Below are 14,182 nucleotides of genomic sequence, written 5' to 3' on the forward strand. Positions count from 1 at the left end.
CATGGGGCAAGCTTGCCTGCGGCGCACCGAATCTTGGCTCGCCTGACTGTGGTTATGACGTGACGACGCGCGCCAGTCGTACGTAATCCTGGGGCGAGAGTGTTTCGGCGCGGGCCTTGGGGTCTACGTCGGCCGCGAGAATGGCTTGGGCATCCATCACGTTTTTAAGGGCGTTGCCCAGCGTTTTGCGGCGTTGGGCAAATGCAGCCTTCACGATGGTGTAGATGCGCTCGGGGTCGGCATCCGGGCGTTGATCGTGGGGCAGTGGCACCAGTCGTACCACGGCGGAGTCCACCTTCGGTGGCGGGCGGAAGGCACCCGGCGGCACAACGAACAGTGGCTCCACGCGGCAGACCAGTTGCAGCATGACGGAAAGGCGGCCATACACCTTGCTGCCGGGTTCGGCGGCCATGCGGTCCACCACTTCCTTTTGGAGCATGAAATGCATGTCCTGGATGGCCTCGGCATGCTCCACGCAATGGAACAGGATGGGGCTGGAGATGTAGTAGGGCAGGTTGCCGGCAATGCGCAGCCGCTCCACGCCGTGACGATGGGCGAGCGCGGTGAAATCCACCTTCAGCACATCCGAGTGGATGATGGTCAGTTCGCCCACGCTGGCGGCGCGCGCCTTGAGATCCGGGATAAGGTCGGTGTCCAGCTCGATCGCGGTGAGCTTGCCGGCGGCAGTGAGCAGCGGCAGCGTTAGCGCACCCTCGCCGGGGCCGATCTCCACCACGAAGTCGTCCGGACGCGGCGAGACGGCACTGACGATGCGCTCGATGTAGCGCTTTTCATGCAGGAAGTGCTGGCCGAAACTTTTCTTGGGACGGGCGTTCATGAGTTTCCTTGCGAAGGTGCCGCGTCGGCGTGCGCGATATGCGTCGCGCGCCGCGCCGCCAGCTCCAACGCCATGGTGGCGGCAGCGATCAGGCTTGATGGGTCGCCGCGGCCGGTGCCCGCCAGATCCAGCGCGGTGCCGTGGTCGACCGAGGTGCGAATGAAGGGCAGGCCCAGCGTGAGATTGACGGTGCGGTCGAACGCTTCGCTCTTGAGTACCGGCAGCGCCTGGTCGTGGTACATCGCGAGCACCGCGTCGTAGCGTTCGCGCTGGTTCGGTACAAAGGCGGTATCGGCCGGCAGTGGGCCCAGCAGATGCATGCCTTGGGCGCGCAGCGCGTCGAGCAGGGGAATGATGGTGTCGAGTTCTTCCCGGCCCAGGTGACCACCTTCGCCGGCATGTGGATTGAGACCGAGCACGGCAATGCGCGGTTCGGGCAAGCCGAACTTGGTTCGCAGTTCGCGCTCGACAATCCTCAGTACCCGCTCCAGCGCATCGCGGGTGATGGCTGCGGGCACCGCGGACAACGGCAGGTGCGTGGTGGCGAGTGCCACGCGCAGCTCGGGGCTGGCCAGCATCATCACCACGTCCGCCCGCGCGCGTTCGGCAAAGAACTCGGTATGACCGCTGAAACGGATGCCGGCTTCGTTGATCGAGGACTTTTGCAGCGGCGCGGTGACCACGGCTGCGTAGCGGCCTGCCATGCAGCCATCGGCCGCTTCTGCCAGGGTGGCCAGCACGTGGCTGGCATTGCGCGGATCGGGGTGGCCTGGGCGCTCGGGGGTGCCCAGCGGAATGTGGCGCACACGCAACTGGCCGGGGCGGCGCTGGGTGACGGGAGCGCCATCGTCGTCGATCAGCTCGATCACCAAGCCGCAACGATCGGCGGCGCGCAGGAGCAAGTCGCGGTCCGTGAGCGCAATGAAATTGGCCGCCAACGATGTGGCGGCCAATCGGATCAACAGCTCGGGGCCGATTCCCGCCGGCTCACCTGCGGTGATGGCCAGCGGGGGTAGGGCGAGGGTATTCAACGCGGTCTCAGGAGGACTTGCCGCCCTGCGGCTCGTTGGGTTCGCGCAGCTCGGGCACCAGGATGTTCACGTACGCGCTGGAGCGCATTTCGCGCAGGTAATCGTCATAGGCCTGCTCGGCTTTGCGATTGCCGATGGCCTGGCGTGCCTGGTTGCGCTCCATCTCGGCGGTGCGGTCGCTCTCGCGGCTGCCCAGGCGCTGCAGCACGTGCCAACCGGCCTCGCTCTGGAACGGCTGGGACACCTGATCGTCCTTCAGCTCGGCCATGTGCTGGGCGATGATCGAACCCCAGTCACCCTGCATGAACCAGCCCATGTCACCGCCATTGTTGGCGGTGGTGTCGTCCTTGGAGAACTCCTTGGCCAGCTTGGCGAAGTCCTCGTGCTTGTTGACGATGCGGTTATAGAGATCCTCGGCCTTCTGGTGCGCCTGCTCAGGCGTCAGCAGTTCGCTGGGCTTGATCAGGATCTGGCGGGCATGGAACTCCTGCACCACCTGGCGGCTGGGCGCACGCTGCTCGATGAGCTTGAGGATGTGGAAACCGGTCGGGCCGCGCAGCGCCGGCGTGACATCGCCAGCCTTCATATTGGCCACGGCATCGGCGAAGGCGGGCGGAATTTCGTCCACGCGGCGCCAGCCGAGGTCACCACCGTCCAGGGCATCCTGGGCATCCGAAAAACGGATGGCCGCGGCTTTGAAATCCATGCCGCCATGGATGGCGTTGATGGCTTGGGTGGCCTTTTCCTGGGCTGCCTTGATGTCAGCGGCGCTGGCGCCGGCCGGCAGGCTGATCTGGATATGGCCCAGATGAACTTCGCCCGCCTTGTAGCTCGGACTGGCCAGCATGTTGTTGATTTCGCTGTCGGTGATATTCACCTGGTCACGAATCACGCTGTCGTGCAGGCGCTGCGCGATCAGCTGCTCGGACAGCTGGCGACGGAAGGCCGCGAAGCTGGAGCCGCTCTGCTCGACCGCCGCGCGCAACTGCTCGGGCGACATCTTGTTCTGCTGCGCCACCGCGTTGACGGCCTGATCCACATCGGCGTCGGACACGCGGATGCCCTGGTCGTCGGCGCGCTGCACCTGCAACTTCATCAGGATCAGGCGATCAAGCACCTGGCGTTGCAGCACATCCATGGGAGGCAGCGTGCCGGGGTTGCTGGCGTACTGCTGCTGCACGGAACGGACGGCCTCGTTCAGCTCGCTTTGCAGGATCACGCCATCGTCCACCACCGCCACGATACGGTCGAGCGGTTGCTTGCCCGTGGCCGCCTGCGGCAACAGCTGGGCGTGGGTGGGCAGGGCGGTCGCGGTGGCGATCGCGAGCAGGAACAACGCGAAGGGCTGCTTCATCAGTCGGGGGCCTTCAATCGCCGGAGGCGACAGGGAAGTTATTGATAACCAAGAATACCATTGCGCAGGGCGTTTTCCGACTGACCGGTAAAGTTGCCCATGCCCTTGAATTCGATCTCGAACATCAGGGCCGTATTGGCCGAGCCCACCGCCGTCGTGTAGTTGTACAGATTCACGTAGTGCCGGGCGATCAGGCGCACCGCCACGCAGCAGCTGTCGTACTGCACACCGGCCAGGGCTTCTACCGTCTTCTTGTCTAGCGCTGAATACGTCCAGTGGCCAATCAGGCGCCAGCGGTCGGACACGGGGTAGACAACCGAAGCGTCGTATTGTTCCAGCAGGGGCAAGGTGCTGCCCGGCTGGCGACGGTAGCGGTAAGAGAAATTGAGGATGCCGTCCGTATTGATACGCTTCTGTACCGCGATGGCGCCCAGGTCCGTGAGGCTGGTATTGGGATTCCACTGGTACTGCGAGGTTACGCGCCAGTCGTCGTTGAGCTGGGTGCTGAAATCCACCGCGTAGTCCGAGCCCGACCAGTTGGTGACTGGGTTTACCGTGTTGTTGCTGTTAGGCGTCTGTACGCGTTGCTGGGTAAAGTAGCGGATCTGCCCGAAGCTGGCCGAGAGACGCTCCACGCCGTTGTCGTCCAGCAGGCGCGTGGTGAGCGCGGCGCTGAGGTTGTTGGCGTTCATCTGCCGGTCCGCACCCGAATACTCATTGGTCGAGAACAGCTGCCAGGTATCGAACGACATCAGGTTGGTGTCGAACATCGGGAGGTTGTTCTGGTTGCGGTAGGGCACATACAGGTAATACAGGCGCGGCTCCAGCGTCTGCGTATAGCCGGTGCCAAACAGCGAGGTGCTGCGATCGAAGACCAGGCCGCTATCGATGCTGGCGATAGGCAGCGAACGGCTGGGCGAGCTGCTGTTGAACGGCGAAGTTTGGCCGGCCGCGAGCATGCCGCCATAGCCATACTGCTGGTAGTTGCCGATAAGGTCGTAAGCCGTATAGCGGTAGGCGAGTTTAGGCTTGACGAACCATGCGGCGCCTTGGAAAGCCGCCGAGATGTAGGGGTAGAGATCCATGCGGTTGCCCTGCACCACATCGTCCTTGCGGAAGGCTACGGCCTCGGTATTGGCGCCCACGTCCAGCCAGCGATTGATCGGGTAGTCCACGTTGAAGTTGGCGCGGGGCCACCGCTTGTACTGGACGGCGTACGCGGGCACCGTGGGATCAACCAGCTGATAGTCGTCCGCGCCGAAATGCGCGTCCCAGAACGCAGCGCCCCATTTGCCCGCGCCATTGATATAGGCGCTGGAGGTCAGCGTGCTGATGGACGAAGTGAACAGGTCGTCGCCGAAGTCGCGCAGGTAGTTCTGGTCCGACGCGCGATTGATCGAGGTGTTGAACGACCACGGCCCGTACAGGTGCGTGTTGTCGTTGTACTTCACCAGGTAGCGATCAGTGCCCTTGGTGTTGATGTTGCTGCCCGGAAGCGGATCGCCCTGATCGTTGGGCAGGTATTCGATGTTCAACTGGCCGATGCTGCCGGGTACCAGGTAGCGGAACTCACCGGCGAGCATCACGCCGCGATCGGTATAGATGCGCGGGTCCAAGGTGGCGTCGTAGTTGGGCGCCAGATTGAGGTAGTACGGCGTGCTCAGCATGAAGCCCGAGCGGCTGTTGTTGCCGATGGAGGGCGTGAGGAAGCCGGACTTGCGCTCGTCGTTGATGGGGAAGGTAAACGTGGGCAGGTAGAACAGCGGTACGCCACCCAGGTACATGGTGGCGTTCTTGGCGACACCTTCGCCGGTTTCCTTGTCCATGCGGATGTCCTTCGCACGGATTTCCCACACGTGGTTGCCCACGTCGCAGGTGGAATAAGTGGCGTTGAGGTAGCGGCTGCGCTGGTCATCCAGCATCTGGCCCTGCGTGGCGATGCCGTTGCCGCGGTTGGTCAGCATCTGGTAGCTGACGTTGTCCGCAATGGCGGTGCTGGCATCCTGGTTGCCGCGCATGTGGTCGCTGGAGACCAGCTGACCCACCTCCTGATAGCGCACATTGCCGCGCGCGTCGAAATCGGTGGTGTCTTCGTTGTAGTCGGCCACGTCGGACTGCATGCGCTGGTCCGCGCGCTCCACCTTTACGTTGCCTTCCAGGTGGTAGACGGTCTGGTTGGAGCCGTCCACGCGCTCGGAGGTCACAAAGGTATTGGATGTGTCGCGAACCGAGCTGTCCTTGCTCAACGTCGGGTCGTAGAACGACAGCATGGCGTTGGGGCGGCACATGGAGAAATTCACCGGCCGCGGCGCACAGCGGAACGCGCCCAGCGGGCAGTTCGACACCACGGTTGCCGGCGCCGTCGTCGCCGCAGGGGCGGGTGCCGGCGGGGGCGTTGACGGGGCTGGCTCGGGCGCCGACTGGGCTTCGACCGGGCCGCCGAACAGGGCGAGAGCGGCGGCAACCGCGAGCAGGCGGCGCGGGGGCAGGTGGCGCGAAGGCAGCTTGGGCGTCACGATGGCAGTCTGTCGGCTGGGAGGCTCGTAAAACTAGCAGAAAGCCCCCATGGACGGCAGTTGGATCGCCGCACAATCGACCGGAGGATGGAGATGAGCACGCCCAAGACGGAGAAGACCGACGCCCAGTGGCAGGCCGAACTGACCCCTGAGCAATATGCGGTATGTCGTTGCTCGGCCACTGAACCGCCGTTCAGCGGCAAGTGGTATCGACACAAGGCGGCGGGCACCTATACCTGTGTGGCCTGCAAAGCGCAGTTGTTTGCGTCGGAGACCAAGTATGACTCCGGCTCCGGCTGGCCCAGCTTTTTCCAGCCGTTCAGTCGCGCGGCGGTGAGCCTGCGCCAGGACGAGACGCACGGCATGCGCCGTACCGAGGTGAATTGCGCCGCTTGCGGCTCGCATCTGGGGCATGTGTTTCCCGATGGCCCCAAGCCGACCGGGCTGCGCTACTGCATTAACTCGGTAGCGCTGGATTTCCTGCCCGGCTGAGCGGCCGGACGCAGGATCATTCCATCAGCGTGGAAACATGCGCCGCCACGCTGCTGGCCAGGGCCAGCAGGTTGTAACCGCCCTCCAGGCTGGAAATCAGCCGCCCGCCCGCGTGCGCCTCGGCGACGTCGCGTAGCCGGCCGGTGATCCACGCATAGTCTTCGCTGCCCAGGCGCAGGTCGGCCAATGGGTCGTTGCGGTGCGCATCGAAGCCCGCCGACACCAGCACTAGCTGTGGTTTGAAGGCATGCAGCCGTGGCAGCAGTGCGCCCTCCCACAGTTCGCGGAACTCGTAGCTGCCTTCGCCGGGAGAGAGCGGGGCGTTGACGATATTGCCCACGCCGCGCTCGTCCTCGCGCCCGGTTTCCGGGTAGAGCGGCATCTGGTGGCTGGAGATGAACAGCACGCGCGGCTCGTTGGCGAAGATGTCCTGCGTGCCGTTGCCGTGATGTACATCGAAATCGGCAATCGCCACCCGCTTGAGCCCGTGCTCGGCGATGGCATGCGCTGCAGCGACCGCGACATTGTTGAACAGGCAAAAACCCATCGCCCGCTCGTGCGTGGCGTGATGGCCCGGCGGGCGCACCGCGCAGAATGCCTGGCCGCCACTGCCAAGCACCGCATCCACGGCGGCCACCGCGGCGCCGGCCGCACGCAGGGCGGCTTCGGCCGAGGCGGGCGACATCAAGGTGTCTTCGTCCAGCCGCACGGTGCCACTGTCGGGCACGGTGCCAAGGATGCGATCCACGTGCGCTAGCGTGTGCGCGCGCAACAACTGCTCGCGTGTGGCGCGGGGTGCCTCGATGCGGTCCAGCGCGGCAAAGCGGTCCTGATCCAGCGCCTGCAGCACGGCGCGCAGGCGCGCTGGCGATTCGGGCTGGTCGGGGCCGGGGTCGTGCTGCAGGCAGGCAGAATGGGTGTAGAGCCGCAGCATGGCGATCGCTTAGCTCGTCTTGCGGCGACGCTCGTGCTGCCACAGCACTTCGCCATGGCCGCTGGCGCGAGCGAGTACGCGAGAGATCACAAACAGCAGATCGGAGAGACGATTAAGGTAACGCTGCGCCTGCGGCCGTACTTCTTCGTGGCGTGCCAGGGCGATCACTTCGCGCTCGGCGCGGCGGCATACCGTGCGAGCAAGGTGGCAGCACGAGGCTGCCATGCCGCCGCCCGGCAGGATGAAATCCTTCAGCGGCGGCAGCGGATCGTTGAAGCCATCGAGCACCTGCTCCAGGCGGTCGATGTCCTTGTCCTCGACCATCGCCATGCCTGGAATGCACAGCTCGCCGCCCAAGTCGAACAGGTCGTGCTGCACCTGGGTCAGCGTCTCGCGCACGTCGTCGGGCACGCCATCGGAGGCCAGCACCATGCCGATGGTGCTGTTGAGCTCGTCGACGGTGCCATAGGCAGCCACACGCAGTGAATCCTTGGCAACGCGGGATCCGTCGCCCAGACCGGTGCTGCCGTCATCGCCCGTGCGCGTGTAAATCTTCGAAAGGCGGTTGCCCATGCGCAGGCTCAGCGCGGCAGCTTGGACGCGTGGGTGTGGCCCAGCATGCGCGCCAGCTGTACCACCAGGCCATGCACCACCAGGCCCAGGCCCACGTAAAGCACGGTGGTTTCAAGGAAGAACGCGTACCAGTCGCCCAGGTTCGCCAGCCAGGCGCCGACGCTGCGCGGCTGCGGCACGCTGCTGCTCAGCCAGTAGAAGCTGCCGTTGGAGATCACGTAGCAGGCGGCCCAGCTCACCAGCACGGCGGTGGCCGCAAGGGCGAGGCTGCGCAGGTTCAGGCCCAGCGACTGACGGGCGAGCCAGCTGCCGCCCAGCCACAGGCTGAAATAAGAGGGAATCAGGAACCAATAGGCGGCCGACACGCAGTAGTGGTCCCAGAAGCTCACGCCCTGCTGGCTGATTACCAGGTAGTCCACCAGCACGGCTTCGGCCATCAGCAGGGGAAACGCCCAGCGAACCGAGTTGCGCAGCCAGAAGCCCGCCAGGAAGAAAATGCCCCAGGAGGCATCCCACACATCGTGATTGAACACCGACAGATGGATGCGGGTAGCGGCCATCACGGCGGCGAGTGCCAGGAAGATGCCGAGCCGCTGGGTCTGCGTCGTAGCCATGACTTGCTCCAGAAATAAAGTGTTGCGCAAAGTGCAGACGATAAGTCTATCGCAATTGGTCCGGCCCCAGATGGGGCTGGGCGCCCGCTGCGCGTATCATTCCGGCCCATGACTACCGCAAGCACCCCTCTTGCCGATACCGAGCGGCACCCCGTCCTCATCATTGGTGGCGGCCTGGTCGGCGCCAGTCTGGCCATCGCGCTGGACGCGGCCGGTATCGAGGCCGTGATGGTCGAGGCCGCGGCGCCACGCGTGGGCGAGCAGCCCAGCTACGACGAGCGCAACCTGGCCCTGGCGCGGGCCACCGTCAACGGGCTGCAGGCGATTGGCGTGTGGCGACATGCCCTCGCGCAGGCCACCCCGATCCGGCATATCCATGTCACCCGCGCCGGTGAGTTTGGCAGCGTGCAACTCGATGCCGAGCGGCATGGCGTGGACGCGCTGGGCTGGACCTTGCCCGCGCGCGAACTGGGAGCGGCATTGCTGCGGCGTCTGGACGAGTGCCAGCGCCTGCAGCGTCTGGCGCCGGCCCGGCTGGAAGCCTTGGAGCCGCTGGCGCGCGGTTGGCGCGCCCGTATTCACACGGCCGAGGGGCCGCGCCAGATCGATACACCCTTGCTGATAGGGGCCGATGGCACGGCCAGTTTCGTGCGCGAGCAGCTGGGCATCGGCGTGGAACGGCACGATTACCAGCAGACCTTGTTCGTCTGCACGGTCACGCCGGAGCGCGATCACGCGGGGCGTGCCTATGAGCGCTTTGCCGATGACGGCCCGATCGCCCTGCTGCCGCTCGCCAATCGACGGTGCGGGCTGGTGTTGACCCTGCCGCGCGAAGAGGCTGATGCCGCAATGGCGATGGACGATGACACCTTCATCGCGCTAGCGCAGCAGCGCTTTGGCTGGAGGCTGGGACGCCTCAGTCGGCCGGGGCGCCGCCATGCATACCCCATTCAGCGCGTGGCCGCGGCGCATCTGACCGCGCAGCGCGCGGTGTTGGTGGGCAATGCGGCGCAGACCATCCATCCCATCGGGGCGCAAGGCTTCAACCTGGGCTTGCGCGATGCGCTGACCCTGGCCGAGCTGGTCGCCGAGGCGAGCGACCCGGGCGCGGAGGCGCTGTTGGCGCGCTATGCGGAGCGCCGCGCGGCCGATCGCGAAGGCACCATGGCGATGAGCCACGGATTGATCCAGTGGGCGTGTTTGCCGCAGCCTTTGCTGGGGCCGTTGCGTTCCCTGGCCATGCTGGCGTTCAATCGCGTACCACCGCTGCAGCATCTGTTGGCCAAACACGGCATGGGATTTCGCAGCGAACCGCCGCGCGCCGTACTGGAGCGCTTGCCATGAATGCACCCGCGACCTTGCGAGGTGAATCCACCCGGCGGCGCGGTCCCGCGCTGGACGTGGCCGTCGTCGGCGGTGGCATGGTTGGTGCGGCGGCCGCGTTGGCCTTGGCGCGCGCGGGTTTTGCCACCGCCCTGGTGGAGGCGCGCGAGCCTACGGCATGGTCGGCGCAGCATGAGGTGGACCTGCGCGTGGTGGGCCTGGCGCCATCGTCCATCGCATTGCTTCATGAGTTGGGTGTATGGCCCTCTATTCGCGATGCGCGCGTCGGTCCCTACGCGCATATGCATGTATGGGATGCGGAAACCGGCGCGGCCATCCATTTCGATGCCGCTACCGAAGGCCGCGATCTACTGGGCTACATCGTCGAGAACAACCTGGTGCAGTGGCGCCTGTGGCAGGCGCTCGAGAGCGCTGGCGTGCAGCGGATCTGTCCGGCACACGTGAGCGGCTACGAGGTGTTGGATGATCGCATCCAGTTCACCCTGGCCGATGCGCAGCCGCTCTCCGCCCGCTTGCTGGTCGCCGCCGATGGCGCCGGTTCACCGCTGCGCGCGCTGGCAGGTATCGAGACCGAAGGTCGCGAGTACGCCCAGCGCGGCGTGGTGGCGCATGTGGTCACCGAGCGCCCGCATGAGCACACCGCCTGGCAACGCTTTATCGATACCGGCCCGCTGGCGCTATTGCCGTTGGCCGACGGGCGCAGCTCAATCGTGTGGTCGCTCCCCGAAGCCGAAGCGCAGCGTGTGATGGCGCTGGACGATCAAGCCTTTATGGACGCGCTGGGCGTGGCTAGCGACTTCCGGTTGGGGCGCATCACCGCATGTACGCCGCGCGCTGCGTTTCCACTCAAATTGCAGCTGGCTAAGACCTATCAGGCCGAACGCCTGGTGTTGTTGGGGGACGCCGCGCATATGGTGCACCCGCTGGCCGGGCAGGGCGTAAACCTCGGGCTGCGCGATGTGCTGGAGTTACGCGACAGCTTGCTCGCCGCGCGTGATGCCGGCCTGGATATTGCGGCCGCCCATGTGCTTCGGCGTTATGCGCGACGTCGTCGTAGCGCCGATACGCTGGACGCCCTGGGCTTCGATGCACTGGCGCGCATCTATCAATGGCATGCTGCGCCGCTGGTGGCTGCCCGTGGCCTGGGTGTGCGCCTGCTCGATCGCCTGGGGCCGCTCAAACGCCGCCTGGCGGAGCACGCGGCGGGCGTGTAAGGCTTCTTCAAAACCTGTAACGAGGAGTGCTCGTCATGCGTATTGCCCGAGTTTGCTGTGCGCTGTTGCTGTCCGGCCTCGCTTTCGCCGCGCAGGCGAAGATGGTGCACAAGCCGGTGGAATGGAGCCAGGACGGCACCACGTTTCACAGTGTGCTGGTCTACGACGATGCGATCACCAGCAAGCGTCCCGGGCTGGTGATGGTGCCCAACTGGTACGGCGTCACCGATCTGGCGCTGAAGAAGGCCGAGGGCGTTGCCGGCAAGGATTACGTCATCCTCGTCACTGATATGTACGGTGCGCAGGTGCGTCCCACCAGCGATGACCAGGCCATGGCGGCGGTGAAGCCGTTGTATGGCGACCGCGCCTTGATGCGTAAGCGCATCAATCTTGCGCTGGACCAACTCAAGGCGCAGGCCAAGACGGCACCCATCGACCTGACCAAGCTGGCCGCGATCGGCTTCTGCTTTGGTGGTTCGGCGGTACTCGATCTGGCCCGCAGCGGCGCCGACGTGGCAGCGGTGGTGTCCTTCCATGGCGCACTGCAAACGGATGATCCGTCGCTGGCCAAACAGATCAAGGCGCGCGTACTGGTGATGAATGGCGCCAACGACAAGGGCACCATGCCCGACGCCGACAAGTTCATGGATGAAATGCGCGGCAGCAAGACCGATTGGGAATTCCTGGTGTTCGGCAACACAGTGCACTGCTTCACCGAAACCGATCAGCACAAGGAGGGCTGCATGTACGACGAGCGTTCGGCGCAGCGTAGCTACCGCCTTATGCACGACTGGCTGCGCGGAGCTTTCACGGGCACGCCGTAAGGCGCACCCGCGGTGTTACCGGCAAAGGCCGGAGCTGCCTTTAGTAGTTGCGCTGTACCGAGTAGTCGGCCAGGGTCGCCAGCGCCTCGCGCCACGGCGACTCGGGCAGCGCGCGCAGGGCTTCACGGGCGGCATCGGCGTGGAACACGGCGCGCTCGTGCGTGCGCTCCAGCGCACCGGAATCGCGGATCGCCGCAATGATGCGGTCCAACGAGTCCAGGCCGCCATGCTCGATGGCATGGCGCAGCGACTGCTTCTGTTCGTTGTTGGCTTTCTGCAGCGCATAGATCAGCGGCAGGGTCGGCTTGCCCTCGGCCAGGTCGTCGCCGATGTTCTTGCCCAGCGTGTCCGCATCGCTCACGTAATCGAGCAGATCGTCGGCGATCTGGAAGGCGTAGCCCAGTTCCATGCCGTACCGGCGCAGCGCGGCCACCTGCTCGGCCGGCAGGCCACCCAACAGGCCGCCCAGTTCGGTGGCGGCGGCAAACAGCACCGCGGTCTTGCGCTCGATCACCGCCAGGTAAGCTGCTTCGTCCACGTCGGCATTGCCGATGTTGAGCAACTGCAGCACTTCGCCTTCGGCGATGGTGTTGGTGGTGTCGGCGAGGATGCGCATGATGCGCATGTCGTCCAGCTCCACCATCAGCTGGAAGGAGCGCGAATAAAGGAAATCGCCTACCAGCACGCTGGCCGCGTTACCCCACAGGGCGTTGGCGGTCTTGCGGCCACGGCGCAGGTCCGACTCGTCCACCACATCGTCATGCAGCAGGGTGGAGGTGTGGATGAACTCGATCACCGCCGCCAGCTTGATGTGCTGTTCGCCGTGGTAGCCGGCGGCACCGGCCGCCAGCACGTGCAGCATAGGGCGCAGGCGCTTGCCGCCGCCGGCAATGATGTGATCCGCGATCTGGTTGATCAGCACCACATCCGAGGATAGGCGGGTACGGATCAGGGTATCCACCCGTTGCATGTCGGCCGCGGCAAGATCCTTGACGGCGGCGAAGTCGGCGGAGCGGCGGGTGTCGGCTTGAGTCGTGGTCATGGGCAGGTCGCGGCGTCGTATCCGCCGATTATAGAGAGTTCGCCCCGCAAGAAACCGCCGCGACATGGCACCGCGGCGCATGGGGCGAAGCGAAACGTATAATCGGGGACTGGCCTGTCCCTACAAGACCTTACCGGTGAGCAAACTCTCCTCCCTTGAGCGGCGCAGTGCGTTGACCCTCGCCTGCGTGATCAGCCTGCGCCTGTTCGGCCTGTTCCTGATCATGCCGGTGTTCTCGTTGTATGCGCAGCAGATGCCGGATGCCACGCCCACCCTGATCGGCCTGGCTCTTGGCGTGTACGGGCTGGGCCAGGTGGCGTTGCAGATTCCGCTGGGGCTGTTGTCGGACCGTATCGGTCGCAAGCCAGCGATTACCTTGGGTCTGCTGGTATTCGCCTTTGGCGGCCTGGTGGCGGCGTGCTCGCACACGCTGCTGGGTATCGTGATCGGTCGCGCCCTGCAGGGTATGGGCGCGGTGGCGGGGGCGGGTAGTGCGCTGGCCGCGGACCTCACCCGCGAAGAAAACCGCAGCAAGGTCATGGGTATCATCGGTGTTTCGATTGGCGTGGCGTTTTTGCTGGCCTTGATCCTGGGGCCGCCGCTGGAGGCTATCGCCGGCTTGTCTGGTTTGTTCTCCGCCACCTCGCTGCTGGCGCTGGCCGCGCTAGTGCTGCTCTGGGTGATCGTGCCGGCGCCCACGCGCCGGCAGGCGCCGGCCGCGGCGGCCTGGGGCAGTGTGCTGGGCATGCTGCGGGACGGGCGCATGCTGGTGCTGAATGGTTCGGTGTTCTTTCTGCACCTGCTGCTGACCGCCAGCTTTGTCGGGCTGCCGCTGCTGTTGGTGGATCGCCTGCACCTGCCGGTGAACCGCCATTGGGAGTTGTACTTGCCGGTGATGGTGATTGCCGCGCTGGTGATGGGCGCCTGCCTGCATCGCATGCGCGAGATTCAGCAGAGCCTGCGCATCGTGGCGGTGTGCGTGGTGGCGATTGGGTTGGGCCTGCTCGGCTTTGCGTGGTCAGGCGGGCACCTGGTGTGGCTGGGCGTGGCGGCCACGGTGTTCTTTTCGGCCTTCAACCTGCTCGAAGCCGCACTGCCCAGCCTGGTCTCTCGTCTGGCACCCGCGGCGTTGCGTGGCGCGGCCATGGGGGCATATTCCACCAGCCAGTTCCTGGGCGCCTTCGTGGGCGGCGCGCTGGGCGGCGTGGCGCTGGGAAAGCTGGGGAGCGATGGGGTATTTCTGTGCGCGGCGGCCTTGACCCTCCTGTGGTTGCCGCTCGTGCTGGCCGGCGCGCGCCGTATGGCTGGGCGGGGCGGCGAGCTGAGGTCGGTGGTGGAAGCCTCGCCGGGCATCTGACGGGGGTGACCCTCGTGCCAACGGATGATTGCGTTGGCCGCCGTGTGCC

At 65.5% G+C, this 14,182-nt stretch carries 13 protein-coding genes; 5 read left to right on the top strand and 8 right to left on the bottom strand.

The annotated features are described in order from the left end of the window. Positions 1–52: 52 nt before the first annotated feature. Genes rsmA through lptD form a run of 4 tightly spaced genes read right to left on the bottom strand, consistent with a single transcriptional unit; the run spans position 53 to position 5,739 of the window. Positions 53–838 carry a 16S rRNA (adenine(1518)-N(6)/adenine(1519)-N(6))-dimethyltransferase RsmA gene (rsmA, locus tag JHD67_RS08505; protein ID WP_199098742.1) on the bottom strand — a complete coding sequence of 262 codons (786 nt, stop codon included), beginning with the start codon at positions 836–838 and terminating at the stop codon, positions 53–55. Next, positions 835–1,869: a 4-hydroxythreonine-4-phosphate dehydrogenase PdxA gene (pdxA, locus tag JHD67_RS08510; protein ID WP_199098743.1), complete on the bottom strand. Its 1,035-nt coding sequence runs from the start codon at positions 1,867–1,869 to the stop codon at positions 835–837. Before pdxA ends, rsmA begins: the two co-directional genes overlap by 4 nt. Before the next feature lie 7 nt (positions 1,870–1,876). Further along, positions 1,877–3,223 (bottom strand): peptidylprolyl isomerase, encoded by a 1,347-nt coding sequence (locus JHD67_RS08515; protein ID WP_199098744.1) that lies wholly within the window; start codon positions 3,221–3,223, stop codon positions 1,877–1,879. 38 nt (positions 3,224–3,261) lie between these two features. After that, on the bottom strand, positions 3,262–5,739 hold the full coding sequence (lptD, locus tag JHD67_RS08520; protein WP_199098745.1) for an LPS assembly protein LptD: 2,478 nt from the start codon (positions 5,737–5,739) through the stop codon (positions 3,262–3,264). Positions 5,740–5,832: 93 nt separating this feature from the next. On the opposite strand from lptD, the gene msrB reads away from it, so the two are divergent. Further along, positions 5,833–6,231, top strand: a complete 399-nt coding sequence (gene msrB / locus JHD67_RS08525; RefSeq protein ID WP_199098746.1) for a peptide-methionine (R)-S-oxide reductase MsrB — start codon at positions 5,833–5,835, stop codon at positions 6,229–6,231. A gap of 16 nt (positions 6,232–6,247) precedes the next feature. Here msrB and JHD67_RS08530 read toward each other — a convergent pair whose 3' ends face one another. From JHD67_RS08530 to JHD67_RS08540, 3 genes are read right to left on the bottom strand one after another with little or no spacing between them, the layout of a single operon-like run. After that, positions 6,248–7,165, bottom strand: coding sequence for a histone deacetylase family protein (locus JHD67_RS08530; RefSeq protein WP_199098747.1), 918 nt, complete (start codon positions 7,163–7,165; stop codon positions 6,248–6,250). Between the two features lie 9 nt (positions 7,166–7,174). Further along, on the bottom strand, positions 7,175–7,738 hold the full coding sequence (locus JHD67_RS08535) for a cob(I)yrinic acid a,c-diamide adenosyltransferase (RefSeq protein WP_199098748.1): 564 nt from the start codon (positions 7,736–7,738) through the stop codon (positions 7,175–7,177). An 8-nt stretch (positions 7,739–7,746) separates the two neighbouring features. Continuing rightward, positions 7,747–8,352 (bottom strand): hypothetical protein, encoded by a 606-nt coding sequence (locus JHD67_RS08540; RefSeq protein WP_199098749.1) that lies wholly within the window; start codon positions 8,350–8,352, stop codon positions 7,747–7,749. 108 nt (positions 8,353–8,460) lie between these two features. Here JHD67_RS08540 and ubiH point away from each other — a divergent pair, with 108 nt between their 5' ends. Genes ubiH through JHD67_RS08555 form a run of 3 tightly spaced genes read left to right on the top strand, consistent with a single transcriptional unit; the run spans position 8,461 to position 11,734 of the window. Further along, entirely contained in the window at positions 8,461–9,696 is a 1,236-nt protein-coding gene (ubiH, locus tag JHD67_RS08545; RefSeq protein ID WP_199098750.1) for a 2-octaprenyl-6-methoxyphenyl hydroxylase, read from the top strand. Next, positions 9,693–10,910, top strand: a complete 1,218-nt coding sequence (locus JHD67_RS08550) for a UbiH/UbiF/VisC/COQ6 family ubiquinone biosynthesis hydroxylase (RefSeq protein ID WP_199098751.1) — start codon at positions 9,693–9,695, stop codon at positions 10,908–10,910. Before ubiH ends, JHD67_RS08550 begins: the two co-directional genes overlap by 4 nt. Positions 10,911–10,945: 35 nt before the next feature. Continuing rightward, positions 10,946–11,734, top strand: a complete 789-nt coding sequence (locus JHD67_RS08555; protein ID WP_199098752.1) for a dienelactone hydrolase family protein — start codon at positions 10,946–10,948, stop codon at positions 11,732–11,734. A gap of 40 nt (positions 11,735–11,774) precedes the next feature. On the opposite strand, the gene JHD67_RS08560 is transcribed toward JHD67_RS08555, so the two are convergent. Further along, positions 11,775–12,776: a polyprenyl synthetase family protein gene (locus JHD67_RS08560; protein WP_199098753.1), complete on the bottom strand. Its 1,002-nt coding sequence runs from the start codon at positions 12,774–12,776 to the stop codon at positions 11,775–11,777. A 136-nt stretch (positions 12,777–12,912) separates the two neighbouring features. On the opposite strand from JHD67_RS08560, the gene JHD67_RS08565 reads away from it, so the two are divergent. Continuing rightward, positions 12,913–14,133 carry an MFS transporter gene (locus JHD67_RS08565; protein WP_199098754.1) on the top strand — a complete coding sequence of 407 codons (1,221 nt, stop codon included), beginning with the start codon at positions 12,913–12,915 and terminating at the stop codon, positions 14,131–14,133. Positions 14,134–14,182: the final 49 nt, after the last annotated feature.

The organism is Dyella sp. ASV21, from assembly GCF_016428975.1.
GTDB lineage: Bacteria > Pseudomonadota > Gammaproteobacteria > Xanthomonadales > Rhodanobacteraceae > Dyella.

Coding starts and splice junctions, on each gene's coding strand:
- rsmA (WP_199098742.1), bottom strand. CDS start 838: ATGAACGCCCGTCCCAAGAAAAGTTTCGGCCAGCACTTCCTGCATGAA.
- JHD67_RS08515 (WP_199098744.1), bottom strand. CDS start 3,223: ATGAAGCAGCCCTTCGCGTTGTTCCTGCTCGCGATCGCCACCGCGACC.
- msrB (WP_199098746.1), top strand. CDS start 5,833: ATGAGCACGCCCAAGACGGAGAAGACCGACGCCCAGTGGCAGGCCGAA.
- JHD67_RS08530 (WP_199098747.1), bottom strand. CDS start 7,165: ATGCTGCGGCTCTACACCCATTCTGCCTGCCTGCAGCACGACCCCGGC.
- JHD67_RS08535 (WP_199098748.1), bottom strand. CDS start 7,738: ATGGGCAACCGCCTTTCGAAGATTTACACGCGCACGGGCGATGACGGC.
- JHD67_RS08540 (WP_199098749.1), bottom strand. CDS start 8,352: ATGGCTACGACGCAGACCCAGCGGCTCGGCATCTTCCTGGCACTCGCC.
- ubiH (WP_199098750.1), top strand. CDS start 8,461: ATGACTACCGCAAGCACCCCTCTTGCCGATACCGAGCGGCACCCCGTC.
- JHD67_RS08550 (WP_199098751.1), top strand. CDS start 9,693: ATGAATGCACCCGCGACCTTGCGAGGTGAATCCACCCGGCGGCGCGGT.
- JHD67_RS08555 (WP_199098752.1), top strand. CDS start 10,946: ATGCGTATTGCCCGAGTTTGCTGTGCGCTGTTGCTGTCCGGCCTCGCT.
- JHD67_RS08560 (WP_199098753.1), bottom strand. CDS start 12,776: ATGACCACGACTCAAGCCGACACCCGCCGCTCCGCCGACTTCGCCGCC.